Origin of the sequence: Bacillus marasmi, from assembly GCF_902168435.1 — a bacterium.
Lineage (GTDB): Bacteria > Bacillota > Bacilli > Bacillales > Cytobacillaceae > Bacillus_BU > Bacillus_BU marasmi.
Genome location: NZ_LR656165.1, coordinates 208,436 through 232,402, shown reverse-complemented (window position 1 = coordinate 232,402; position 23,967 = coordinate 208,436). Strand labels below are relative to the sequence as shown.

Below are 23,967 nucleotides of genomic sequence, written 5' to 3'. Positions count from 1 at the left end.
ATTTAAGGGAGTGAACCACGATGAGTAAAGGAAAGGTAATCGTAGTCGGTGGTGGTTTAGCCGGCTTAATGGCTACAATTAAAGTAGCAGAACATGGAACACCAGTTGAATTATTCTCGTTAGTTCCTGTAAAACGATCTCACTCTGTTTGTGCCCAAGGTGGTATTAACGGAGCTGTAAATACAAAAGGGGAAGGGGATTCACCTTGGATTCACTTTGATGATACCATTTATGGTGGAGACTTCCTTGCAAACCAACCGCCAGTTAAGGCGATGTGTGACGCAGCGCCTGGAATCATTAACATGTTAGACCGTATGGGAGTTATGTTCAACCGTACTCCAGAAGGTTTACTAGATTTCCGTCGTTTTGGTGGAACACAGCATCACCGTACAGCATTTGCTGGTGCAACAACTGGACAACAGTTACTTTATGCTCTAGATGAGCAAGTAAGAAAGTTCGAAGTTGATGGACTTGTAACAAAATTTGAAGGCTGGGAATTCCTAGGAGCAGTTATCGATGATGACGGAATTTGCCGTGGTGTTACTGCGCAAAATCTATCTACTATGGAAATTAAATCATTCGGTGCCGATGCAGTAATCTTGGCAACTGGTGGCCCTGGTATCATTTTTGGTAAGTCTACAAACTCTGTAATCAACACAGGTTCTGCAGCTGCAATTGTATACCAACAAGGTGTTCATTATGCAAATGGTGAGTTTATCCAAATCCACCCAACTGCAATCCCTGGTGATGACAAGCTTCGCCTAATGAGCGAATCTGCTCGTGGTGAAGGTGGTCGTGTATGGACATATAAGGATGGTAAACCTTGGTATTTCCTAGAGGAAAAATATCCTGCATACGGAAACCTTGTACCTCGTGATATCGCAACTCGTGAAATTTTCGATGTGTGCGTAAATCAAAAACTTGGTATTAATGGCGAGAACATGGTTTATCTTGATCTTTCTCATAAAGATCCTCATGAGCTTGATGTTAAGCTTGGTGGTATCATTGAAATCTATGAAAAATTCATGGGTGAAGATCCACGTAAAGTACCAATGAAGATTTTCCCTGCCGTTCACTATTCAATGGGTGGATTATGGGTTGACTTCGATCAAATGACTAATATCCCTGGTTTATTCGCAGCCGGAGAATGTGATTATTCTCAGCACGGTGCAAACCGTTTAGGTGCTAACTCATTACTATCAGCTATTTATGGTGGTATGGTCGCAGGTCCTAATGCATTGAAATATATTGGTGGATTAGAAAAGAGTGTTGATTCAGTACCTTCTACAGTATTTGAGCGTCATGTTAAGACTGAAGAAGAGAAATGGAACAACATTATGTCAATGAACGGAACTGAAAATGCTTATGTTATCCATAAAGAGCTTGGCGAATGGATGACTGACAACGTAACAGTTGTTCGTTACAATGACAAGTTAAAACAAACTGATGATAAAATCGTTGAGTTACTTGAAAGATACAAAAATATCAATATCAATGATACAGCTAAATGGAGCAACCAAGGTGCAGCGTTCACTCGCCAGTTAGAAAACATGCTTCAACTAGCACGTGTTATTACGCTTGGAGCATTAAATCGTAACGAAAGCCGTGGCGCGCACTATAAGCCTGACTTCCCTAACCGTGACGATGAAAACTTCATGAAAACGACTATTGCTAAGTTCGTTGATGCTAATTCTGCTCCAGAAATCAGCTATGAGGATATTGATGTTTCATTAATCAAGCCACGTAAGCGTGACTACAGTAAAAAGAAAGGGGAGTAATTAAATTATGGCAGATCAAAAAACAGTTCGGTTTATTATCACTCGACAAGATGGGCCTAATTCTTCCCCTTATACGGAAGAATTTGAAATTCCTTACCGTCCAAATATGAACGTAATTTCCTCTTTGATGGAAATTCGTCGTAACCCTGTCAACGCAAAAGGCGAAAAAACAACACCAATTGCTTGGGATATGAACTGTTTGGAAGAGGTTTGTGGTGCCTGTTCAATGGTAATCAACGGAAAACCACGCCAATCTTGTACGGCTCTTATTGATCAATTAGAACAACCAGTTCGATTAGCGCCAATGGGTACATTCCCAATTGTTCGCGACCTACAGGTTGACCGTAGCCGTATGTTCGATTCCTTGAAAAAGGTTAAAGCATGGATTCCTATCGATGGAACTTATGATTTAGGACCTGGACCACGTATGCCTGAACCAAAGCGTCAATGGGCATATGAATTATCTAAATGTATGACATGTGGTGTTTGTTTGGAAGCTTGTCCAAACGTAAACAGCAAGTCAGCATTTATTGGACCACAACCGCTGTCACAAGTTCGTTTGTTCAATGCGCATCCAACTGGTGCAATGCATCGCGCTGAGCGTTTGAATGCAATTATGGATGAAGGCGGATTAACAAATTGTGGTAACTCACAAAACTGTGTTCAAGCTTGTCCTAAAGGTATTCCTTTAACAACTTCAATCGCATCATTAAACCGTGATACAACAGTACAAGCTTTCCGTAATTTCTTCGGAAGCGACCAAATCTAATGAAGAAACCCTTTTCCTACTATGGAAAAGGGTTTTTTACTGAAAATACTCAGGTGATACAAAGGTACTAATACTATTAGTACTATATACTTAAGCCCATTTTGTTATTATTTATTACAAAGTCATTTTCACTTCAAGAAATGTAGTCACTCCATATCTTTATTTCACATATGATATTGTGACTAAATATATACCCACCCCGCGGTTCATAGCTGGCGAAGGCAAGGAGGGTTACAGTACTTGAAGGAGAATGAATATACTCACAAGCCATTACTCACCAAACGAGAAAGAGAAGTGTTCGAGCTGTTAGTTCAAGATAAAACCACAAAAGAAATCGCTAGTGAATTATTTATAAGCGAAAAGACGGTTCGGAATCATATTTCGAATGCCATGCAAAAGCTTGGCGTAAAGGGGCGTTCGCAAGCGGTTGTAGAGCTCCTTCGTATGGGAGAGCTAGAGCTTTAATGAAGACCGGCTTTCCTGTTTCAGGGAGCCGGTTAACATATTTATATGATAATAATTGAAGTTGAAAGTTTTTTCAAATTATTTCCATTTTTTACTTCTTGATATTATATAATAAAAGTTAGAGAATTAAGTGAAAATATCGAATCGTCAAATTTATTAAGGGAGAGGGATAAAATGGAATTTGATGATAAGGTTAAGCAAAGTGTTATTAAAGAAATAGAAAAGGAAAGTCGGTACATATGTGATATCATTAAGCAAATGGGAAGAGAAATCCTTCACCATTATTCTATTACTCCACCACAATTTGCTGCTATGCAATGGTTGTTTGAAGATGGCGAGATGACAATAGGCGAGCTTTCGAGTAAAATGTATTTGGCGTGTAGCACAACTACTGATCTTGTTGATCGGCTTGAAAAAAATCAATTAGTATTAAGGGTGAAGGATGCGAATGACCGTCGGGTTGTAAGGATTCAATTACTTGATAGCGGGATGCAGGTAATGAATGAAATTCTTGAAGAACGACGGAATTATCTACAAAAAGTATTGAATAATTTTTCTTATGATGAAATTAGTACCTTCAAAATGATATTATCCAAATTTCACCAAGGTATGCTGGAAGAATGAGGCGATAGGTTTTGAACACTCCGATTGGGATAATAGATTCAGGGGTTGGCGGATTAACAGTTGTAAAAGAAGTGATGCGTCAGCTCCCGAATGAAAAAATCATCTATTTAGGTGATACAGCGCGATGTCCATATGGGCCACGTCCAAGTGAAGAGGTACAATTATTTACTTGGCAAATGACCCATTTTTTGTTGCGGAAAAATATTAAAATGTTAGTGATTGCTTGTAATACGGCAACAGCAGTAGTCCTTGACCAAATCAGTGATAAGCTGACGATACCTGTAATTGGTGTCATCTCGCCGGGATCAAGGGCAGCACTAAAACACACACGTAATAATAAAGTAGGAATAATAGGAACTGAAGGTACGGTAAAGAGTAAAGCTTATAATAAGGCCTTAAAAGAGTTAAATAAACAGATTCAGGTAAAAAGCCTTGCTTGTCCAAAGTTTGTTCCTTTAGTTGAAAGTGGCGAATATTCCGGACCTGTTGCGAAGAAAATCGTGGCAGAAACCCTTCACCCGCTAAAAAATTGTGGCTTAGATACGCTGATACTAGGATGCACTCATTACCCGCTATTAGAACCTGTTATTAAAAATGTGATGGGTAAAAGCGTGAGCGTGATTAGCTCAGGCCAAGAAACCGCACGCGAGGTAAGTACGATTTTGTCGTACAAAGGAATTTTGAATACAAGTGAAGATGAGCCGATGCATGAATTTTATACAACAGGCTCTAGTACGATTTTTGCAAAAATAGCCACACAATGGCTCGAAAGACCAATTGATGTAGTTGAAACAATACGATTAGGCAAACGGTTTGAATCATAAGATTCAAACCGTTATTTTTGTTTTAGGAAAGTTAATTGGAGTCAAAGTATTTGTAGTTGTAGTAGAATCTAGAAAACTAAAAAATTTCTTGTCCCTTGACGGTCTAAATATAAATATAGGCTCGTATACATGTAGTACAAACAGTCTTGGGAGGTATTTATGATGTCTTTAAATAAAAGAACATTATTCTTTTCTGCTGTCATACTTTTGGCAACAACATTAACTGGATGTGGTTTGTTGGGCGGTGAGGAGAAAAAGCAAATTGATCCTCCGAAAACGGTCACATATGAAGATAGCGGCAAAGCTAGCACAGAGGAAACAGCCTCACCAAAAAAACAGAGCAAAGATAAAAAGGAAGCTGCTGAAAAGACGGTTATGACCGAGCTTTATTTAATTGATAAAGACGGCTATGTCGTCCCACAAACAATGGCTCTTCAGCAAACTGAAGGAATTGCCAAGCAAGCGCTGGAACATCTCGTTGTAAACGGACCGGTTTCTGAGATGCTCCCTAATGGTTTCCAAGCTGTCATTCCAGCTGATACACAGGTATCTGTAGATATCCAAGACAAGGTTGCTGTTGTCGATTTTTCAAAGGAATTTGCCAACTACAAGCCTGAACAGGAGTTGAAAATCCTTGAATCAGTCACTTGGACATTAACTCAATTTGACTCGGTAGATTCTGTTAAGTTGCAAATGAATGGCAAGCAGTTAAAAGAAATGCCGGTTGCAGGAGCACCAATTAGCACGAAACAAAGTCGTGCCAATGGAATTAACATCGATGCAAAAGATGTTGTGGATATCACTAATACAAAATCTGTTACTGTGTACTTTGTTGGTGGAGAAGATGGGGATTACTATTATGTTCCAGTGACACGTCGTGTAGATAGCAAGGAAAAGAATAATATTGAAGCGGCGGTCAATGAATTAGTGAAGGGGCCTAGCTATACAACAAATCTCCAATCAGAATTCGCTGCCGGAGTTGAATTATTAGATAAGCCAAAAATCGAAAATGGTAAAGTCACTTTAAACTTTAATGAAGCCATTTTCGGAAGCTTTAAGGAAAAAATTATTTCCAACCATCTGTTAAATTCGCTGGTGCTTTCATTAACTGAGCAAAAGGGTATTGAAAGTGTCTCCATTTTAGTAAAAGGTAAAGCAGAATTAGTGACTGAAGAAGGAGAAAAGCTATCTGCACCGGTAACTCGACCTGAAAATGTGAATACAGGTAGTTATTAAAAAACGATTTTTGATATACTATATATTGGCATAGTGAAGGGGTTGGCATCTTTTGCCAACTCCTATTTATATCAATAGGAATTATATGATCACGAAAGCTAGCAAAAGAGACATAAGGAGGACGTAACGTGCGTTTTGATGGACGTGAAAATACACAACTTAGACCAGTTACAATCGAAACTAATTATTTAAAGCATCCAGAGGGCTCTGTATTGATTTCTGTTGGCGATACTAAGGTAATCTGTGCAGCAACCATAGAGGAACGTGTTCCTCCGTTTTTGAGAGGCCAAGGAAAGGGCTGGATCACAGCAGAATATTCTATGCTTCCGCGCGCTACCGAACAACGGAATATCCGTGAGTCGTCAAAAGGCAAGGTAACAGGCAGAACGATGGAAATCCAACGTTTAATTGGACGTGCACTTCGAGCAGTTGTGGATTTGGAAGCGCTAGGTGAGAGAACCATTTGGATTGATTGTGACGTCATTCAAGCTGATGGAGGCACCCGTACCGCTTCAATAACAGGTGCATTTGTAGCGATGGCATTAGCTCTTAGTAAGCTTGTAGAGGAAAATAGATTAACTAGTTATCCAATTAAAGATTATTTAGCTGCAACTAGTGTTGGCGTATTGTCTGATGAGAGTGTCATACTAGATTTAAATTACATAGAGGATTCTCAAGCTTTTGTTGATATGAATGTCGTCATGACCGGGAAGGGGGAATTTGTAGAGCTACAGGGAACAGGCGAAGAATCTACATTCACGTATAATCAGCTTCAACAGCTACTTCAAGCAGCCCAAACCGGCTTAACAGAATTATTCGAAATTCAAAAACAAGCACTAGGCGACGAGATTGTCAAAAATATTGGTTAATATTAATGATTGCTGCGGAAGGTACGAAGACTCCTGCGGGAGTAAAGGGCATAGGGAGACCCCGCAGGCGCTTTAGCGCCGAGGAGGCTCCATGCATCGCCCTAAGGTGCGCGAAGTGCCTGGAGCAGAAATCATAGCAGGTAAGGGGGATGACTGTGAAGGAAATCATTATTGCTACAAAAAACAAAGGGAAAACAAAAGAATTTCAACAAATGTTTGCTAAAAGGGGTTATCAAGTACTAACCTTGCTTGATTTTCCGGAATTAGAGGACGTCGAGGAAACCGGGACTACTTTTGAGGAAAATGCAATTCTAAAGGCTGAAACGATTTCTAAACAGCTTGGAAAAATCGTCATATCTGACGACTCAGGTCTCGTTGTAGACGCATTAAACGGAAGACCAGGGGTTTACTCAGCACGCTATGCTGGTGAAGATAAAAACGATGAAGCAAATAATAATAAGGTACTAGAAGAGCTTTCTGATGTGCCAGACGATAAGCGGACTGCCCGTTTTTATTGCGCTCTTGCCATTGCGGTGCCTGGCCAACAAACGGAAACATTCTCTGGAACCGTCGAAGGAAGAATTCTCCATGAACGACAAGGCACAAATGGATTCGGTTATGATCCAATCTTCTTTTCATTGGATGAAAACCGGGCAATGGCAGAACTATCAAGTGAGGAAAAAAATGCGATTAGTCATCGCGGGAAAGCACTAAAACAGCTAGATGAGCAATTTGATTCATTGTTTGAAAAGGAATCAAAGCTATGACGAAAGCACTAATCATTAGTGATAGTCATCGGTTAATGAAGGAATTGGATCTCATTAAGCAGCGGCATCAAAGAGAAGTAGAGGTAATGATACATTGCGGTGATTCAGAGCTTTATGCCGACCAGCCTGAAATGACCGGGTTTGTGACTGTTAGAGGAAATTGTGATTACGGCACGGACTATCCTGAAGAAACTGTTATTGACTTTGCGAATCAGAAAATTTTCGTGACCCATGGTCATTTATTTTCAGTAAAATCCACTTTAATGAATCTATATTACCGGGCACAGGAACTCGGTGCTAATATTGTTTGCTTCGGGCATTCGCATATGCTTGGGGTGGAGAAAATTGATGATATTCTGTTTATCAATCCAGGCAGCATTCGGCTACCAAGAGGACGCAAGGAGCGAACATATTGCATCCTCGAACTGGGAGAAAAGGATATAGAAGTATCGGTTTATGATTTAGATATGGGGGAATTGCCTGAGCTAAAGCAGCGCTTCTCTCTTTCAAAGATAGTTTAGGTTTTATATAATAGAGAGGAAAGAAATACTCTTTCCTCCATTTTTTTATTTTTATGTTGACATTTATATTGCAACAACATATAATAAAAAATGTCCTCGCTACAGAAGCGGTGGAACAACATCATATGTCCCAGTAGCTCAGCTGGATAGAGCAACGGCCTTCTAAGCCGTCGGTCGGGAGTTCGAATCTCTCCTGGGACGCTAAAAAACGTCATATCCTTTGATATGACGTTTTTATTTTTGTTATGCTAATTAACTATGTTTCTAAATCTTTACCGCAAGAATTGGCACTCATCCTGTTGAAAATTCCCCTATTAACTCTATTCCATTTAGAAACTTTTCTACATAAAAATACTTCCAGTAATGCACTCTAATATAGAGAGCAACACGATCAATAACATGTCATCCTCTCATTTCCCGCTTTTTGTAAAAAAAACTAAAATTTTTTATAAATTCAAAGAATGTGAATATATCAACAATGTAAGCGGATTCATTATTCTGAACATATTATAATGTTCGAAAAATTACTTAAAATGTTGTTGACTAAGGGGGAAAATGAAGGTAACATTATGCTCAAATATATAAACAAAATATTTCAAATCCTAAAAAAATTAAACGCGAAATTTGCGGAATTATCTCGAAAAATGTTTTCTGAATTTTTCATTAATTGGTTGAACTTGAGTAAACTAATTATTAATTAAATAATTCAACACGATGATGAGGATAAGTAATTTTATGGAAAGGGATTTACAGAGAGCCGGGCAAGCTGGAAACCGGTAATCCTGCATAAGATGAACTCACCTCAGAGTATTGGTCTGAAAGAGCAATCGATTAGGACTGGTCGGGTGTCACACACACTCGTTATTAAAAAGGAACAGATTACGTTCATAAGCGCACGCTGTAAATAGCGTGAACAAGGGTGGTACCGTGGAACAGGTTGCAAAGCCTTTTCATCCCTTTGCCTAACACCAATAGGCGAATTGAGGGATGGAAGGGCTTTTTAATTTGAAAAAAGGATTTGAAAAAAAGAGGAGGTCAACTCACGATGTTGCAAGGAGCAGCCTTTACAGAATCGAAGGCGATCAAGAGAACCTTAACTGGTGCTGATCTATTACTAGAAGCGTTGAAAAAGGAAAATGTAGAAGTCATTTTCGGATACCCTGGCGGTGCAGTTCTTCCAATTTACGACAAGATATATGATGCGAATATTCGTCATATTTTGCCTAAACATGAACAAGGTGGAATTCACGCTGCTGAAGGTTACGCACGTATTACAGGGAAACCTGGTGTTGTAATTGCAACTTCTGGTCCTGGAGCAACGAATATTGTTACTGGATTAGCAGATGCATTTTTAGATTCCTTGCCGCTCGTGGTTTTCACAGGCCAGGTAGCAACAAGTGTCATCGGAACAGATGCATTCCAAGAAGCAGACATTCTCGGAATTACAACTCCGATTACAAAATATAATTATCAAATTCGCAGTATTGAAGATATTCCTAGAATTATTAAGGAAGCTTTCTATATCGCTTCAAGTGGCCGTCCTGGTCCAGTAATCATTGATGTACCAAAAGACGTTGCTTCTATTGTGGTAGAAGAAATTCCAGAGGAAGTAGAAGTGAATCTTCCTGGATATCAGCCAAACTTACAGCCAAACTACTTGCAAATTCGTAAATTAGTTGAAGCTGTTAGCCAAGCGAAAAAGCCTGTTATTTTAGCGGGTGCTGGAATCCTCCATTCAAAAGCTTCAGAGCTATTAAAGGAATACGTAGAACAACAACAAATCCCTGTAGTGCATACTTTACTTGGACTTGGTGGTTTCCCAGCTGAACATCCACTATTTACCGGCATGGCTGGAATGCATGGCTGTTATGCAGCTAATATGGCTCTATATGAAGCAGATTTATTGCTTAATATTGGGGCGAGATTTGATGACCGCTTAACCGGAAATCTTAGCACATTTGCGCCAAATGCACTCGTTGCACATATTGATATTGACCCTGCTGAGATTGGAAAGAATGTTCCAACTGAAATTCCAATCGTAGCCGATGCGAAAGCTGCCTTAAAGCAATTAATTGCTCAAAACGGACAAAAGCCAGAGCATCAGGAATGGGTAGACACTTTAAATACATGGAAAGAAAAACATCCATTCTATTTTGATCGAGATAAAGAGTTAAAACCGCAACGTATCATCGAAATGCTTTATGAAAAAACAAAAGGTGATGCAATCGTTGTTACTGACGTTGGTCAGCATCAAATGTGGGCGGCTCAATACTATAAATTCAATAAAGCTGATCGCTGGGTAACTTCAGGTGGTTTAGGAACAATGGGCTTTGGTCTTCCTGCTAGTATCGGAGCTCAATTAGCAGATCCTAAGTCAACCGTATTATCTATTTCGGGTGACGGCGGCTTCCAAATGTGTTCACAGGAATTAATGGTTATTTCTGAACTGAAGCTACCAATCAAAATTGTTGTATTAAATAACGAATCCCTTGGAATGGTTAAACAATGGCAGGAATTATTTTACGAAGAAAGATATTCCTACAGCCAAATTCCAGCACAGCCAAACTTTGTTAAATTGGCTGAAGCATATGGCATTAAAGGATATTCAATTACGACTGAAGAGGAAGCAGAACGCATCTTAACAGAAGTAATCGATAGCCCAGAACCAGTTCTTTTAGATTTCCGTATTTCACCAATGGAAAAGGTTTATCCAATGATTGCACCTGGTAAAGGACTTCACGAAATGGTAGGTGTTAAAGAATGAAGAGAATAATTTCATTAACCGTTTTGAATCGACCTGGCGTACTTAACCGCATTACAAACTTGTTCTCCAAGCGTAACTACAATATTGAAAGCATCACTGTTGGTCATTCTGAGCAAGAGGATATCTCAAGAATTACCTGTGTTGTCAATGTAGATAACGATGGAGTGATTGAGCAAATTACGAAGCAATTAAACAAGCAAGTTGATGTAATTAAGGTTACAGATATTTCTGAACAGTCTATCGTTTCAAGAGAGCTTGCGCTAATTAAAGTGGTTTCAAGCCCAAGTACAAGAAGTGAAATTTATTCCTTGATTGAACCATTCCGCGCATCTGTTATTGATGTAAGTAAAGATAGCTTAGTGATTCAATTAACCGGTGAACCAGACAAAATTGAAGCGTTCATTGAATTAATTAGACCTTATGGCATTAAAGAATTAGCTAGAACCGGTACGACTGCGTTCCCGCGTGGAACACAGCGTGCCTCTAATAATCAAAGAAGTATTTCTATTCTTTAAAAACTAAAATTCATGAGATTAAAAGGAGAAGATTACAATGGCAAAAATGTACTATAACGGAGATGCAAACCCATCATATTTAGAAGGAAAAACTGTAGCAGTTATCGGATACGGTTCACAAGGTCATGCACATTCACAAAACATGAGAGAAAGCGGCGTTAACGTTGTTATCGGATTACGTCCAGGGAAATCATGGGATAAAGCAGTAGAAGATGGCTTTGAAGTATTATCAGTTGGAGAAGCAACAGCAAAAGCTGACGTAGTTATGATCCTTCTTCCAGATGAACTTCAACCAAAAGTTTATAACGAAGAAATCAAACCAAACCTTACAAACCAAGCATTAATGTTTGCTCATGGATTCAACATCCATTTCAATCAAATCGTTGCTCCACAAGAAAGCGATGTATTACTAGTTGCTCCTAAAGGCCCAGGACACTTAGTGCGCCGTACATATACTGAAGGTGCTGGAGTTCCTGCATTATTCGCAATTTACCAAGATGTAACTGGTCAAGCTCGTGAATTAGCATTAGCTTATGCACACGCTATCGGTTCTTTAAGAGCTGGTGCGCTTGAAACTACTTTCAAAGAAGAAACTGAAACTGACCTATTCGGTGAGCAAGCAGTTCTTTGTGGCGGTACATCTGCATTAGTTAAAGCAGGTTTCGAAACTTTAGTTGAAGCTGGATACCAACCAGAATTAGCTTATTTTGAAACTTTACACGAATTAAAATTAATCGTTGACCTAATGTACGAAGGTGGATTAGCGAACATGCGCTACTCTATCTCTGACACAGCTCAATGGGGCGATTTCGTAACTGGTCGTCGTATCGTAACTGACGCTGTTAAGGCTGAAATGAAAGAAGTATTAAAAGATATTCAAGAAGGCCGTTTTGCTAAAGGTTGGATCTTAGAAAACCAAGCTGGTCGTCCAGAATTCACTTCAATCAACCGCGCTGAAAACGAACACTTAATTGAAAAAGTTGGTAAAGAATTACGTGCTATGATGCCATTCGTCAACCAAAAGAACAAGGAAGTGGTTGCTGGTGGAAAAAATTAAAATCTTCGATACAACGTTAAGAGATGGCGAGCAATCTGCTGGTGTAAATTTAAATCTTTCCGAAAAGCTTGAAATTGCCAGACAGCTCGAGCGTGTAAACGTGGATATTATTGAAGCCGGCTTCCCAGCTGCTTCAAAGGGTGATTTTCATTCAGTACAAAAAATTGCCCAAACCATCAGAGGCTGTTCAGTCACCGGTTTAGCTCGTTCTGTCATTAACGATATCGATGCTGCTTGGGAATCCTTAAAGGACGGAGCAGAACCGAGGTTGCATACATTTATTGCAACCTCCCCGATTCACCGGCAATATAAATTAAAGCAATCTAAAGAGCAGGTTATTGAAACAGCGGTTGCAGCTGTAAAATATGCTGCACAAAAATTCCCGATTATTCAATGGTCTGCCGAAGATGCGAGCCGTACGGAATTACCATATCTTGCTGAAATTATTGAAGCCGTCATTCAAGCAGGTGCGAACGTTATCAACCTTCCGGATACGGTTGGTTACGGAACGCCTGCTGAATATGGTGCAATGTTTAAATATGTAAAAGAAAACGTTCCTTCCATTGATAAAGTCAGCTTGTCAACTCACTGTCATGATGACTTAGGAATGGCTGTAGCAAACTCTTTAGCAGCAGTTGAAAACGGCGCTACACAAGTTGAAGGTACTTTTAATGGTATTGGAGAACGTGCTGGTAATGCTGCGCTAGAAGAAATCATTATGGCGCTTTATATCCGTGGTGATTTTTACAATGCAAAAACGCGAATCACTTTAAATGAAATCTTTAGAACAAGCACTTTAATCAGTAAGTTAACTGGTATGCCAATTCCGCCAAACAAAGCGGTGGTTGGACGCAATGCCTTCGCACATGAATCTGGTATTCATCAAGATGGTGTATTAAAGGAAAAAACAACTTATGAGATTATTTCTCCAGAATTAGTTGGAGTTAAATCAAATTCGTTAGTACTTGGAAAGCATTCTGGACGTCATGCGTTCAAAATTCGTCTCCAAGAGCTTGGTCTAAACGTGGCAGAAGAAGAGGTTCCAAAACTATTTACGATTTTCAAAGAATTGGCCGATCGTAAGAAAGAAATGACAGACGATGACTTAGTTGCTATCGTTCTTGATCAACAGCTTTCTAAGGATCAAGACCATTTCTATGAATTAAAATCAGTTCAAGTTCAAAATACTTCTGATCAATTTCATACTGCGACGGTTACTTTATCAGGTCGCAATAATGAAATCATTGAGGAATCTGCGAGCGGCGCAGGTAGCGTAGAAGCGTTATATAACACGTTGGAACGTTGTGTTAAAGAACATGTTCACTTATTAGATTATCGCATCCAATCTGTTGGTGCTGGTCGTGACGCGTTAGCTCAAGTGTTTGTAAAATTGAACTATGCTGGCAAGGAATCAAGTGGCCGCGGCTTAGCTCAGGATGTTATTGAAGCATCTGCAAAGGCTTATTTAAATGCGGTAAACCGAGTTATCTATCTTGATGAGCAATCTCAAGTAACAGAAGAAACTCTTTAAAAACTTGCCAAATGCGAGTATGAATCTGAATGAACTGTTTAGCTGCCAAAGCATACTTTGTGCAGCTAAACATCCTTTTAAGCGAAATATTTTACTATTTTTATAAAAAGGGGGATGGAAACCGTGGAAAAACGTATTGCGGTTTTACCTGGAGACGGAATTGGGAAAGAGGTAACAAACGGTGCAATTGCAGTATTACAAGCAGTTGGCGAGCGTTTTAATCATCAATTCCATTTTTCGTTTGGGAGAATTGGCGGAAATGCAGTAGATACTGACGGTACTCCATTACCGGATGAAACAATTGCGCTTTGTAAAGAAAGCGATGCTGTATTACTTGGAGCTGTTGGGGGACCTAAATGGGATAACATTGCGGTTGAACTTCGTCCAGAGCAAGGGTTATTGAAAATTCGTAAGGAATTAGAATTATATGGTAACCTTCGCCCGACTCTATATTATGGCAGCTTAGCTGATGCTTCACCACTTCGCAAAGAAATCATTGAAGACATTGATATTTTAATGGTTCGTGAATTAACAGGTGGTATTTATTTCGGAACACCAAGAGAACGCACAATGCGCGATGGCGAGCCAGGTGCGCTTGATACTCTTTACTACTCTCGTCGTGAAATTGAAAGAGTCATTCGCACAGCGTTTGAATTAGCAAGCACACGCAGAAAGAAAGTAACTTCAGTTGATAAAGCAAACGTGTTAGAAACAAGTAGATTATGGCGTGAAGTTGCTGAGGAAATCGCAAAGGAATTCCCAGAAGTTACGCTTGAGCATATTCTTGTTGACAATGCAGCAATGCAAATCATTAGGAATCCAAAGCAATTCGACGTTGTTGTGACTGAGAATATGTTTGGTGATATTTTAAGTGATGAAGCATCAGTTATCACAGGTTCACTAGGTATGCAGCCATCAGCAAGTATCTCTGAAAATGGACCATATTTATATGAGCCAATTCACGGAACTGCACCAGATATCGCTGGTCAAAATCTTGCTAACCCGATTGGAGCAATTATGTCTGCAGCGATGATGCTTCGTGTTTCCTTCGGCTTAACAGAGGAAGCTGACGCAGTAGAAGCAGCTGTAAATCAAGTGCTTGATTCTGGCTATCGTACAGGTGATATCGCGTTTGAAGGCTGTAAACGTGTATCAACAACTGAAATGATTGACGAAATCAAAGCGACAATTATGGATACAGACGCACTTCTAAAAATCCAAAATTGCTATTCATAAGCTTTTAGAAAAGATTTAGCGCAGTTGGCTCGGGAGTGGCTATGTGACACTCCTGCCAATGCGCTACTAATTTATAAAAAAGAAAAGCGTCGCAAAGCAAGACGCTTGCCATTTTCGTTGTAAGGAGGAAAGCAGATGGGGAAATCAATTATTCAAAAAATCTGGGAAAACCATATCGTTCACCAAGAAGAGGGCAAACCGGATCTTATTTATATTGACTTACATCTTGTTCATGAAGTAACCTCTCCGCAGGCGTTTTCTGGATTAAGATTAAAAAATCGTAAAGTTAGACGACCGGACAAAACGTTCGCAACAATGGATCATAACGTACCAACTGATAATCCATTTGAAATCAAGGATACGGTGGCGTTAAACCAAATTACGACATTAGAACGTAACTGTGAAGAATTCGGTATTCAATTGGCTGACTTGAATAGTCCTGATCAAGGGATTGTTCACGTTATCGGTCCTGAATTAGGATTAACTCAACCTGGAAAAACCATTGTTTGTGGTGATAGCCATACCTCTACACACGGTGCATTCGGTGCGTTAGCATTTGGTATTGGTACGAGTGAAGTAGAACACGTATTAGCAACCCAAACATTATGGCAAGCAAAACCTAAGACTTTGAAGCTTCAAGTCAATGGAAAATTAGCTCCAGGCGTTACTTCAAAAGACGTTATCCTTTATATTATTGCTAAATACGGCATTAATTTTGGGACAGGCTATGTCATTGAATATTGTGGCGAAGCCATTCGCAACATGTCAATGGATGAACGTATGACTGTTTGTAATATGTCAATTGAAGGAGGCGCAAGAGCGGGTCTTGTTAGCCCTGATGAAACAACCTTCAATTATTTAAAAGGTAGAAAATATGTACCAACTGGTGCGGAATTCGATGCCTTAGTTGAAAAATGGCGTGCGCTTGCTTCAGATGAAGATGCAGAGTACGACACTGTTATTGAAATCGACGGCGCTGATATTGCTCCAATGGTAAGCTGGGGAACTAATCCATCCATGACAGCTCCTGTTGACGGCAAAACTCCGTTATTATCAGAGTGCAAAAATGAAAACGACCGTAGAGCGGTTGAACGTGCACTTCAATATATGGGTCTTAATGAAGGCCAATCTATTGAGGACATCAAAATTCAACACGTATTTATCGGTTCCTGTACAAATTCACGTATAGAAGACTTACGTGCAGCTGCTCACGTTATTCAAGGCAGAAAAGTACATCCAAATGTTAGAGCGCTAGTTGTTCCAGGCTCTCAGCAAGTCAAAGCTATGGCAGAAGCAGAAGGCTTAGATAAGGTCTTCACTGAAGCTGGCTTTGAATGGAGACATGCTGGTTGCTCAATGTGCTTAAGTATGAACGCTGACATCGTACCTGCAGGTGAGCACTGTGCTTCAACTTCAAACCGTAACTTCGAAGGAAGACAAGGTTCTGGCGCACGTACACATCTAGTAAGCCCAGCAATGGCTGCCAACGCAGCTATTAATGGCCATTTCGCAGACGTACGCAAGCTTGAAGCTACTGAAGTATAATTATTCTTTATTTGAAAAATTAACACGAACTTGAACATATATTTGAGAGGAGGCGCTATTTTGAGCGGATTTAAACTATTAACAGGTAAAGCCGTTGCACTAGACCGTGTAAACGTAGATACCGACCAAATCATTCCAAAACAATTCCTTAAAAGAATCGAGAAAACAGGATTCGGACAATTTCTCTTTTACGATTGGCGTTTCAAATCGAATGGAGAGCCAAACCCTGAATTTGAATTAAACTTTCCTGAAAACCAAGGAGCTTCCATTTTAATTACGAATGAAAACTTTGGGTGCGGTTCTTCTCGGGAGCATGCTCCATGGGCATTGTTGGATTACGGATTCCAAGTTGTTATTTCAACTTCATTCGCAGATATCTTCCATCAAAACTGCTTGAAAAATGGCATGCTGCCAATTAAGCTAACACCAGAGGAAATCAAATACTTATTAGAAGCAGCTAAAAAACAGCCTTACAATTTAACCATTGATCTTGATGCACAACAAGTCAAGGATGAAGCTGGCTTTGCAGCATCATTTGAAATTCACCCTTATTGGAAGCATATGCTTCTAAACGGATGGGATGAAATTGGAATTACTCTTCAACTTGATGAAGAAATTTCCAAATATGAGGCTAGCCATTAATAAATAAAAAAGGAAAGATTCACAGCCGAGTCTGTGAATCTTTTTTTCAGCCTTTTAGTCTTTTGTGTTTTTGTAAATCACATGCTACACTAACCTCAAACATGATAAAGGGAGAACCTTCATGACAAAGAGGGATCGATCAAAAAAAGAAACTAATATCATTCTTTTTCCAGATTTAGAGAAACGTCTGTTGGAAAAGGGCTTAGATCAGCTTCAACGTAAAAATTTTACAGAAGCCATCAAGTTGCTTAGCCAAGCAAGTCAACTGAATCCAGACGATGAGGATATTCATCTCGGGCTTGTTGTGGCGAATTTCGAAATTGGAAATTTGGCAGAGGCCAATCATCGTGCTAAAAATATGCTTCAGTTAGGTATCGGAGATTATTTTACAATCGTTGATATGTACATAATGATTCTCGTCCAACAAAATAACTATGTTGAGGTTGTCACGACAATTGAAGCGCTATTAGAAGAAAGAGAAGTGCCACCCGAAAAAATGGAACACTTCATGAAAATGCTCCATTTTAGCCGAAAAATGTCTGATACCCGCTCGGAAAAAAATGCACCAGAACAACCACACCAAATAAAAGAATTAAGTTTTGATTTGTTTTCAATTAAGGATCCAGGTGAGCAGGTTCATCTTGCTGGACGTCTTGCCAGCAGTAATGTAAGGGCTTATATTTCGGAAATTAGTGAATTCCTTAGCTCTGATGATGGAGACCCATTCTTTAAAACAATCCTGTTAACTGTATTAAAGGAACAAGACTATGATAAAGAAATTATAGTAAAGAAGTATTTTAAGGAATTAGTGTTGATTCCAACAGAAATATTTGAAGTTCATTTTCATCCTGACTTACTAGCATGCCTAGAAATCACAACGGAAAAATTGGAGAATAGAGACCCCATTTTACTGGACAGTATTAAGCAATTAATGGAACGTTATTTTTTCCTAATATACCCTTTCCGGACAGAGTTCGAGCTACCAGACATTTGCGCTGCCGCCTTTCATTTTGTGGCTTTGGCATACTTCGGCCAAGATCAAGACATTACAGAAATTGTGGATTTATATGGGGTCAAACAGGACGATGTTTTAGCTGCAGTGGAGGAAATTAGCACGATTGATGAAATTTCTTCACCATAATTATGGCTTGTAGGTTGAAACAAAAACAACCTATGGTATAATATAGTGGTTGTATTGTGCGAAAAAATACACAAAATACTTATCTTATGGGTTTTGATTGCTAGTCATGAAAGATTCATATCCATTCGTTCCATATGAAAAATAGAATAGATTGTTGGAGGGAAAAAACAGTATGTCTGCTAAGTTTGAAAAATTAGAAGGGAACCAAGTGGTTCTTACAGTTGAAGTAGATGCAGAAAAAGTAAACGAAGGTTTAGAAGCTGCATTCAAAAAAGTAGTTAAGCAAGTTAATGTACCAGGTTTCCGTAAAGGAAAAATGCCTCGCCAAATGTTCGAAAAACGTTTCGGCGTTGAATCATTATATCAAGAAGCGGTTGATTTTCTTCTTCCAGAAGCATACTCAAATGCAATTGATGAAACTGGCATCGAGCCAATCGATCGTCCTGAAATCGATGTAGAACAAATCGAAAAAGGCAAAAGCTTTATTTTCAAAGCAACTGTACAAGTTAAACCAGAAGTTAAACTTGGCGAATACAAAGGCCTTGAAATCGAAGCATTTGATACAAATGTAACTGACGAAGAAGTAGACGCAGAAATCAAAAAGCTTCAAGAGCGTCACGCTGAATTAGTTGTTAAAGAAGAAGGTACTGCTGAACTTGGTGATACTGTTGTAATCGACTTCGCTGGTTATGTTGACGGTGAAGCTTTCGAAGGCGGCACAGCTGAAAACTATTCATTAGAGCTTGGATCAGGTTCATTCATCCCTGGTTTCGAAGACCAATTAGTTGGCTTAGCTACTGGAGAAGAAAAAGATGTAGAAGTTACTTTCCCTGAAGAGTACCATGCTGCTGAACTTGCTGGTAAACCAGCTGTATTCAAAACAAAACTTCACGAAATCAAAGGCAAATCAGTACCTGAGCTAGATGACGAATTTGCAAAAGATGTTGATGAAGAAGTTGAAACACTTGATGCATTAAAAGCAAAAATTAAAGATAATTTAACTCACGATAAAAAACATCAAGAAGAGCACTACATCCAAAATACAGTAGTTGAAAAAGCAACTGCTAATGCAGAAATGGAAGTACCAGCAGTAATGGTTGATACTGAAATCGGTCGCATGCTTCAAGAGTTCGAACAACGCTTACAAATGCAAGGTATGAACCTTGACCTTTACTACCAATTCTCTGGACAAGATGAAGCAGCTCTTCGTGAGCAAATGAAGCCAGAAGCTGAGCAACGCGTTCGCGGAAACTTAACTTTAGAAGCAATCGCTAAAGCAGAAAACATCACTGCAACTGACGAAGATGTAACTGCTGAGCTTGAAAAAATGGCTGAAATGTACAAAATGTCTGTAGAAGACATTCAAAAAGCTCTTGGTGGAACTGAAGGAATCAAAGGCGATCTTTCTTTAAGAAAAACTGTTGAATTTCTTGTTGAAAACAGCAAGACTGTAGCAGCTGCAGTTCAAGAATAATCGACTCTAAACTTAATACGATTTTTATTATAAAAAAACAAGGCGCGATTTTATCGTGCCTTGTTTTATACAAATACACATACATATATTATAATAAAGGTATGGAAAATCTTTTCTCTCATTTTTTGAAAAATCGGCATAAAAAACGGTGATTTTCCATAAATTTTTTTGATGGATTTTTTGTTAACCGACTGAGAAGACTGTTTTATGGAAATGCTTAAATCATACATATTTACGTTTTATGAACTTGGATTAGCTCCCTGAAATGAAAACTTTAGCAGTTCAAGTGTTATCATTTCCTGTCTGTATCGAAGTGTGTTACAATCCAATATACATAACTGTAGGAATATTTAAAAAATAGGCTAATCTAAGTTCGATTGATTTGATCCAAACTATATACGTAAAAGTTTTTATCGAGGGGTGAAGTCATTTGTTTAAGTTTAATGATGAAAAAGGGCAATTAAAGTGTTCTTTCTGTGGTAAGACACAAGATCAAGTACGCAAGCTAGTTGCCGGACCAGGTGTATATATATGTGATGAGTGCATTGAATTATGTACAGAAATCGTTGAAGAAGAGCTTGGAACAGAAGAGGAAGTAGAATTTAAAGATGTTCCAAAGCCAAAAGAAATTCGTGATATTTTAGATGAATATGTAATCGGTCAAGACCAAGCGAAGAAATCGCTTTCAGTGGCTGTTTACAACCACTACAAACGTATCAACTCAAATAGCAAAATTGATGATGTTGAATTGTCAAAAAGTAATATTTGTATGATTGGCCCTACAGGTAGCGGTAAGACTTTATTGGCACAAACTTTAGCGCGTATTTTAAACGTTCCATTCGCAATTGCCGATGCAACATCATTAACTGAAGCTGGCTATGTTGGTGAGGACGTTGAAAACATCCTGTTAAAATTAATCCAAGCAGCGGATTATGATGTAGAGAAAGCTGAAAAGGGTATCATCTACATCGATGAAATTGATAAAATTGCCCGCAAGTCGGAAAATCCATCAATTACTCGCGATGTATCAGGTGAAGGTGTACAGCAAGCCCTTCTAAAAATCTTAGAAGGAACTGTTGCAAGTGTTCCTCCACAAGGCGGAAGAAAGCACCCTCATCAAGAGTTTATTCAAATTGATACGACGAATATTTTATTTATTTGTGGTGGTGCATTTGACGGAATCGAACCAATTATTAAACGCCGTCTTGGACAAAAGGTAATTGGCTTCGGTGCTGATCCAAAAACACAGGAAGTTGCTCAAAAAGAGCTACTATCTAAGGTTCTTCCTGAGGATTTATTACGTTTCGGTCTAATTCCAGAATTCATCGGACGTCTTCCGGTCATTGCTAGTCTTGAGCAATTAGATGAGGATGCCTTAATCGAAATCCTAACTAAACCGAAAAATGCGCTTGTTAAGCAATTCCAAAAAATGCTTGAGCTTGATGATGTTGAGTTAGAATTTGAGCCAGATGCATTAAAGGAAATTGCCAAAAAAGCGATTGAACGTAAAACGGGTGCCCGTGGTCTGCGTTCAATCATCGAAGGAATTATGCTTGATGTAATGTTTGATCTACCGTCACGCGATGATATTACAAAATGTATTATCACAAGTGACACGGTTTTAGAAAATAGCATTCCAAAGCTTGTTCTAGAAGATGGTACTGTCGTCGAAGAAAAACGTAAAACTTCTGCATAATCATATGAATTCAACCAACCAATCCTTTTCGAGGATTGGTTGGTTTTTTTATGTTTGATTAGCTTTTAATTACATTACTATCTAGTTCCAGTGCCTAGGGGCTCGAGGTTACAAGCTTGTCTAGTGAAAGCGGCTAGGAGCTCATGTTATAAGCCAAATCCCTCCAGAGATTATCATCTCTTGCGTGATTCGTCTTACGCCTGTCGTTCCTGAACGAGCCACTTTTACTTTTCCTACAATCGCTTACGGTGATCAGAATCTCCTGCAGGGCTCGCTTTGTGCCTGTCGCCCCTGAGCAAGGCACTTCCGCTTTATTAGGTATCCAATTTTTTCAAAAAAATTCTTGTTTATTCCACTCTACGCTCGGAAATACTAGCTATTATTATAAGCTACTATTAACTCCAGGAGGGAATGCGATGAATTGGACGGGGATCGCCTTATTCATACAGCTATTTTTCGGCGTCGTAATCGGTATTTATTTTTGGAACCTATTAAAGAATCAAAGGAGCCAAAAGATTTCTATAGACCGAGAGTCACGAAAAGAAATGGAGCAGCTTCGTAAAATGAGGGCCATTTCATTAACCGAGCCGCTTTCAGAGAAAGTTCGTCCTACTAGCTTTGAGGACATCGTTGGTCAGGAGGATGGGATTAAGTCACTTAAGGCAGCTCTTTGCGGTCCAAATCCGCAGCACGTGATTATTTACGGTCCTCCGGGAATCGGTAAGACAGCAGCTGCGAGACTTGTCCTTGAAGAAGCAAAGAAAAATGGAAAATCACCATTCACAAAAGCCGCTGTTTTTATCGAGTTGGACGCTACCACAGCACGTTTTGATGAAAGGGGAATAGCCGACCCATTGATTGGTTCTGTCCATGATCCGATTTATCAGGGTGCAGGTGCGATGGGACAAGCTGGAATTCCGCAGCCAAAGCAAGGTGCTGTTACAAATGCTCACGGTGGTGTGCTATTTATCGATGAAATTGGCGAGCTTCATCCCATTCAGATGAACAAGCTCCTCAAGGTGTTGGAGGATCGTAAAGTATTCCTTGAAAGTGCTTATTATCATGAAGAAAACCCTCAAATCCCAAGTCATATTCATGATATTTTCAAAAATGGCCTTCCCGCTGATTTTCGCTTAATTGGTGCAACGACCAGAACTCCAAATGAAATACCACCAGCAATTCGTTCGCGCTGTATGGAGGTTTTCTTTAGGGAGCTTACGCACGAGGAAATTACAACGGTCGCCAAAAAGGCTGTTGAAAAAGTAAATCTAACTATTAGCGACAAGGGCTTGGATATTCTTTCTACATATGCTCGTAATGGCCGTGAAGCAGTTAATATGATACAAATTGCTGCTGGAATTGCGATTCAGGAGGAGCGTAAATTTATTAAGGATGATGATATCGAATGGATTATCCATTCCAGTCAGCTCTCTCCTCGCATGAATAAAAAAATCAACGAAAGTCCAACGATTGGTTTAGTCAATGGATTGGCTGTTCACGGTCCAAACTCAGGCTCATTACTAGAAATTGAAGTGACCGTCATGCCGGCCAAAGACAAAGGCTCTATCAATATTACCGGGATTGTTGAAGAGGAAAGCATCGGTAATCAAAGTAAATCGATTCGCCGCAAAAGTATGGCAAAGGGTTCGATTGAGAATGTAATAACCGTACTCCGCTCAATTGGTGTTCCTGCAGATGAATATGATATTCACGTTAACTTCCCTGGAGGAGTTCCGGTCGATGGTCCTTCTGCCGGTATAGCGATGGCTACAGGCATCTATTCGGCGATTTACAAAATTCCTGTTGACCATACAATTGCAATGACCGGGGAAATTAGCATTCATGGCAACGTTAAACCGATTGGTGGCGTTTTTCCAAAGGTAAAAGCAGCCATGAAGGCAGGCGCGAAAGCTGTCATCATTCCAGAGGAAAACATGCAATCCATGCTTCATGAAATAAAAGGAATCGAGATCATTCCCGTGACCCATTTGCATGAGGTTTTTGAACGCACGTTTGTAAAGGAATTGGGCAAGGAAAATTCGCGCGACCAAATTATTACCGCCGCGATCGATTTATCTAAGAAGGAAAGCGTGTAGCTTAGGTTATCGTGCCCGTCACAAGGTGGAATTGCAGTAAGCGGTAACGATAGACGAGCTATCGTGCCCGACACAAGGTGAAAAGTGTTCGGGCGGTAACGATAGACGAGCTATCGTGACCGTCACAAGGGAAAATGGCTCGAGCGGTAACGATAGACGAGCTATCATGCCCGTCACGTGCCGAAAAAGGTTTGAGCGGTAACGATAGACGAGTTATCGTGCCCGTCACAAGGCGAAAATGGATCGAGTGGTAACGATAGATGAGTTATCGTGCCCGTCACAAGGCAAAAATGGTTCGAGCGGTAACGATAGATGAGTTATCGTACCCGTCACAAGGCGAAACGGGTTCGAGCGGTAACGATAGACGAGCTATCGTGCCCATCAAAAGGTGAAAAGAGTTCGGGGGGTAACGATAGA

General features: G+C 39.7%; 20 protein-coding genes, 1 tRNA gene and 1 other annotated feature. All 21 genes read left to right on the top strand.

The annotated features are described in order from the left end of the window. The first annotated feature begins 20 nt into the window (after positions 1–20). The 21 genes from sdhA (at position 21) to lonB (ending at position 23,550) form a co-directional block, all read left to right on the top strand. Positions 21–1,778: a succinate dehydrogenase flavoprotein subunit gene (sdhA, locus tag FXW34_RS03330; protein WP_147532557.1), complete on the top strand. Its 1,758-nt coding sequence runs from the start codon at positions 21–23 to the stop codon at positions 1,776–1,778. Between the two features lie 7 nt (positions 1,779–1,785). Then, positions 1,786–2,547, top strand: coding sequence for a succinate dehydrogenase iron-sulfur subunit (gene sdhB / locus FXW34_RS03325; RefSeq protein ID WP_147532556.1), 762 nt, complete (start codon positions 1,786–1,788; stop codon positions 2,545–2,547). Between the two features lie 240 nt (positions 2,548–2,787). After that, a complete protein-coding gene (gerE, locus tag FXW34_RS03320; RefSeq protein ID WP_019154738.1) occupies positions 2,788–3,012 on the top strand; it encodes a spore germination transcription factor GerE in 225 nt (74 codons plus the stop codon). Positions 3,013–3,186: 174 nt separating this feature from the next. Next, a complete protein-coding gene (locus FXW34_RS03315; protein WP_147532555.1) occupies positions 3,187–3,636 on the top strand; it encodes a MarR family winged helix-turn-helix transcriptional regulator in 450 nt (149 codons plus the stop codon). Between the two features lie 11 nt (positions 3,637–3,647). Beyond that, the gene (gene racE, locus FXW34_RS03310; protein ID WP_147532554.1) at positions 3,648–4,460 is read left to right on the top strand and encodes a glutamate racemase; all 813 of its coding nucleotides are present in this window, start codon (positions 3,648–3,650) and stop codon (positions 4,458–4,460) included. 162 nt (positions 4,461–4,622) lie between these two features. Then, positions 4,623–5,696 (top strand): GerMN domain-containing protein, encoded by a 1,074-nt coding sequence (locus tag FXW34_RS03305; RefSeq protein WP_147532553.1) that lies wholly within the window; start codon positions 4,623–4,625, stop codon positions 5,694–5,696. A 128-nt stretch (positions 5,697–5,824) separates the two neighbouring features. Continuing rightward, positions 5,825–6,565, top strand: a complete 741-nt coding sequence (gene rph / locus FXW34_RS03300; RefSeq protein WP_147532552.1) for a ribonuclease PH — start codon at positions 5,825–5,827, stop codon at positions 6,563–6,565. Positions 6,566–6,720: 155 nt separating this feature from the next. Then, entirely contained in the window at positions 6,721–7,332 is a 612-nt protein-coding gene (locus tag FXW34_RS03295; RefSeq protein WP_147532551.1) for an XTP/dITP diphosphatase, read from the top strand. Then, complete coding sequence (locus tag FXW34_RS03290) at positions 7,329–7,853, top strand: metallophosphoesterase family protein (protein WP_147532550.1); 525 nt, start codon at positions 7,329–7,331, stop codon at positions 7,851–7,853. The genes FXW34_RS03295 and FXW34_RS03290 overlap by 4 nt, the downstream gene beginning before the upstream one ends. Before the next feature lie 127 nt (positions 7,854–7,980). Next, positions 7,981–8,054 (top strand) — tRNA-Arg (locus FXW34_RS03285). A 504-nt stretch (positions 8,055–8,558) separates the two neighbouring features. After that, positions 8,559–8,814: a binding site (T-box leader), on the top strand. Between the two features lie 84 nt (positions 8,815–8,898). Then, positions 8,899–10,617: an acetolactate synthase large subunit gene (gene ilvB / locus FXW34_RS03280; RefSeq protein WP_147532549.1), complete on the top strand. Its 1,719-nt coding sequence runs from the start codon at positions 8,899–8,901 to the stop codon at positions 10,615–10,617. After that, positions 10,614–11,132 carry an acetolactate synthase small subunit gene (ilvN, locus tag FXW34_RS03275; protein WP_147532548.1) on the top strand — a complete coding sequence of 173 codons (519 nt, stop codon included), beginning with the start codon at positions 10,614–10,616 and terminating at the stop codon, positions 11,130–11,132. The genes ilvB and ilvN overlap by 4 nt, the downstream gene beginning before the upstream one ends. 37 nt (positions 11,133–11,169) lie before the next feature. Next, positions 11,170–12,189 carry a ketol-acid reductoisomerase gene (gene ilvC / locus FXW34_RS03270; RefSeq protein WP_147532547.1) on the top strand — a complete coding sequence of 340 codons (1,020 nt, stop codon included), beginning with the start codon at positions 11,170–11,172 and terminating at the stop codon, positions 12,187–12,189. Continuing rightward, positions 12,176–13,720, top strand: coding sequence for a 2-isopropylmalate synthase (locus FXW34_RS03265; protein ID WP_147532546.1), 1,545 nt, complete (start codon positions 12,176–12,178; stop codon positions 13,718–13,720). The genes ilvC and FXW34_RS03265 overlap by 14 nt, the downstream gene beginning before the upstream one ends. 123 nt (positions 13,721–13,843) lie before the next feature. Then, positions 13,844–14,956: a 3-isopropylmalate dehydrogenase gene (gene leuB / locus FXW34_RS03260; protein WP_147532545.1), complete on the top strand. Its 1,113-nt coding sequence runs from the start codon at positions 13,844–13,846 to the stop codon at positions 14,954–14,956. Positions 14,957–15,091: 135 nt separating this feature from the next. Next, on the top strand, positions 15,092–16,501 hold the full coding sequence (gene leuC, locus FXW34_RS03255; RefSeq protein WP_147532544.1) for a 3-isopropylmalate dehydratase large subunit: 1,410 nt from the start codon (positions 15,092–15,094) through the stop codon (positions 16,499–16,501). A gap of 60 nt (positions 16,502–16,561) precedes the next feature. After that, complete coding sequence (gene leuD, locus FXW34_RS03250; RefSeq protein WP_147532543.1) at positions 16,562–17,143, top strand: 3-isopropylmalate dehydratase small subunit; 582 nt, start codon at positions 16,562–16,564, stop codon at positions 17,141–17,143. 121 nt (positions 17,144–17,264) lie between these two features. Continuing rightward, on the top strand, positions 17,265–18,284 hold the full coding sequence (locus FXW34_RS03245; RefSeq protein ID WP_147532542.1) for a tetratricopeptide repeat protein: 1,020 nt from the start codon (positions 17,265–17,267) through the stop codon (positions 18,282–18,284). A gap of 172 nt (positions 18,285–18,456) precedes the next feature. Continuing rightward, positions 18,457–19,758 (top strand): trigger factor, encoded by a 1,302-nt coding sequence (tig, locus tag FXW34_RS03240; RefSeq protein WP_147532541.1) that lies wholly within the window; start codon positions 18,457–18,459, stop codon positions 19,756–19,758. 430 nt (positions 19,759–20,188) lie between these two features. Further along, on the top strand, positions 20,189–21,454 hold the full coding sequence (gene clpX, locus FXW34_RS03235; protein WP_147532540.1) for an ATP-dependent protease ATP-binding subunit ClpX: 1,266 nt from the start codon (positions 20,189–20,191) through the stop codon (positions 21,452–21,454). Between the two features lie 416 nt (positions 21,455–21,870). Continuing rightward, the gene (gene lonB, locus FXW34_RS03230; protein ID WP_147532539.1) at positions 21,871–23,550 is read left to right on the top strand and encodes an ATP-dependent protease LonB; all 1,680 of its coding nucleotides are present in this window, start codon (positions 21,871–21,873) and stop codon (positions 23,548–23,550) included. The last annotated feature ends 417 nt before the right edge of the window (positions 23,551–23,967 follow it).

Excerpts from the sequence above, each read along its gene's own strand:
- sdhA (WP_147532557.1), top strand. The coding sequence starts at position 21 with ATGAGTAAAGGAAAGGTAATCGTAGTCGGTGGTGGTTTAGCCGGCTTA.
- sdhB (WP_147532556.1), top strand. The coding sequence starts at position 1,786 with ATGGCAGATCAAAAAACAGTTCGGTTTATTATCACTCGACAAGATGGG.
- FXW34_RS03315 (WP_147532555.1), top strand. The coding sequence starts at position 3,187 with ATGGAATTTGATGATAAGGTTAAGCAAAGTGTTATTAAAGAAATAGAA.
- FXW34_RS03305 (WP_147532553.1), top strand. The coding sequence starts at position 4,623 with ATGTCTTTAAATAAAAGAACATTATTCTTTTCTGCTGTCATACTTTTG.
- FXW34_RS03290 (WP_147532550.1), top strand. The coding sequence starts at position 7,329 with ATGACGAAAGCACTAATCATTAGTGATAGTCATCGGTTAATGAAGGAA.
- ilvB (WP_147532549.1), top strand. The coding sequence starts at position 8,899 with ATGTTGCAAGGAGCAGCCTTTACAGAATCGAAGGCGATCAAGAGAACC.
- ilvN (WP_147532548.1), top strand. The coding sequence starts at position 10,614 with ATGAAGAGAATAATTTCATTAACCGTTTTGAATCGACCTGGCGTACTT.
- ilvC (WP_147532547.1), top strand. The coding sequence starts at position 11,170 with ATGGCAAAAATGTACTATAACGGAGATGCAAACCCATCATATTTAGAA.
- leuC (WP_147532544.1), top strand. The coding sequence starts at position 15,092 with ATGGGGAAATCAATTATTCAAAAAATCTGGGAAAACCATATCGTTCAC.
- FXW34_RS03245 (WP_147532542.1), top strand. The coding sequence starts at position 17,265 with ATGACAAAGAGGGATCGATCAAAAAAAGAAACTAATATCATTCTTTTT.
- tig (WP_147532541.1), top strand. The coding sequence starts at position 18,457 with ATGTCTGCTAAGTTTGAAAAATTAGAAGGGAACCAAGTGGTTCTTACA.
- lonB (WP_147532539.1), top strand. The coding sequence starts at position 21,871 with ATGAATTGGACGGGGATCGCCTTATTCATACAGCTATTTTTCGGCGTC.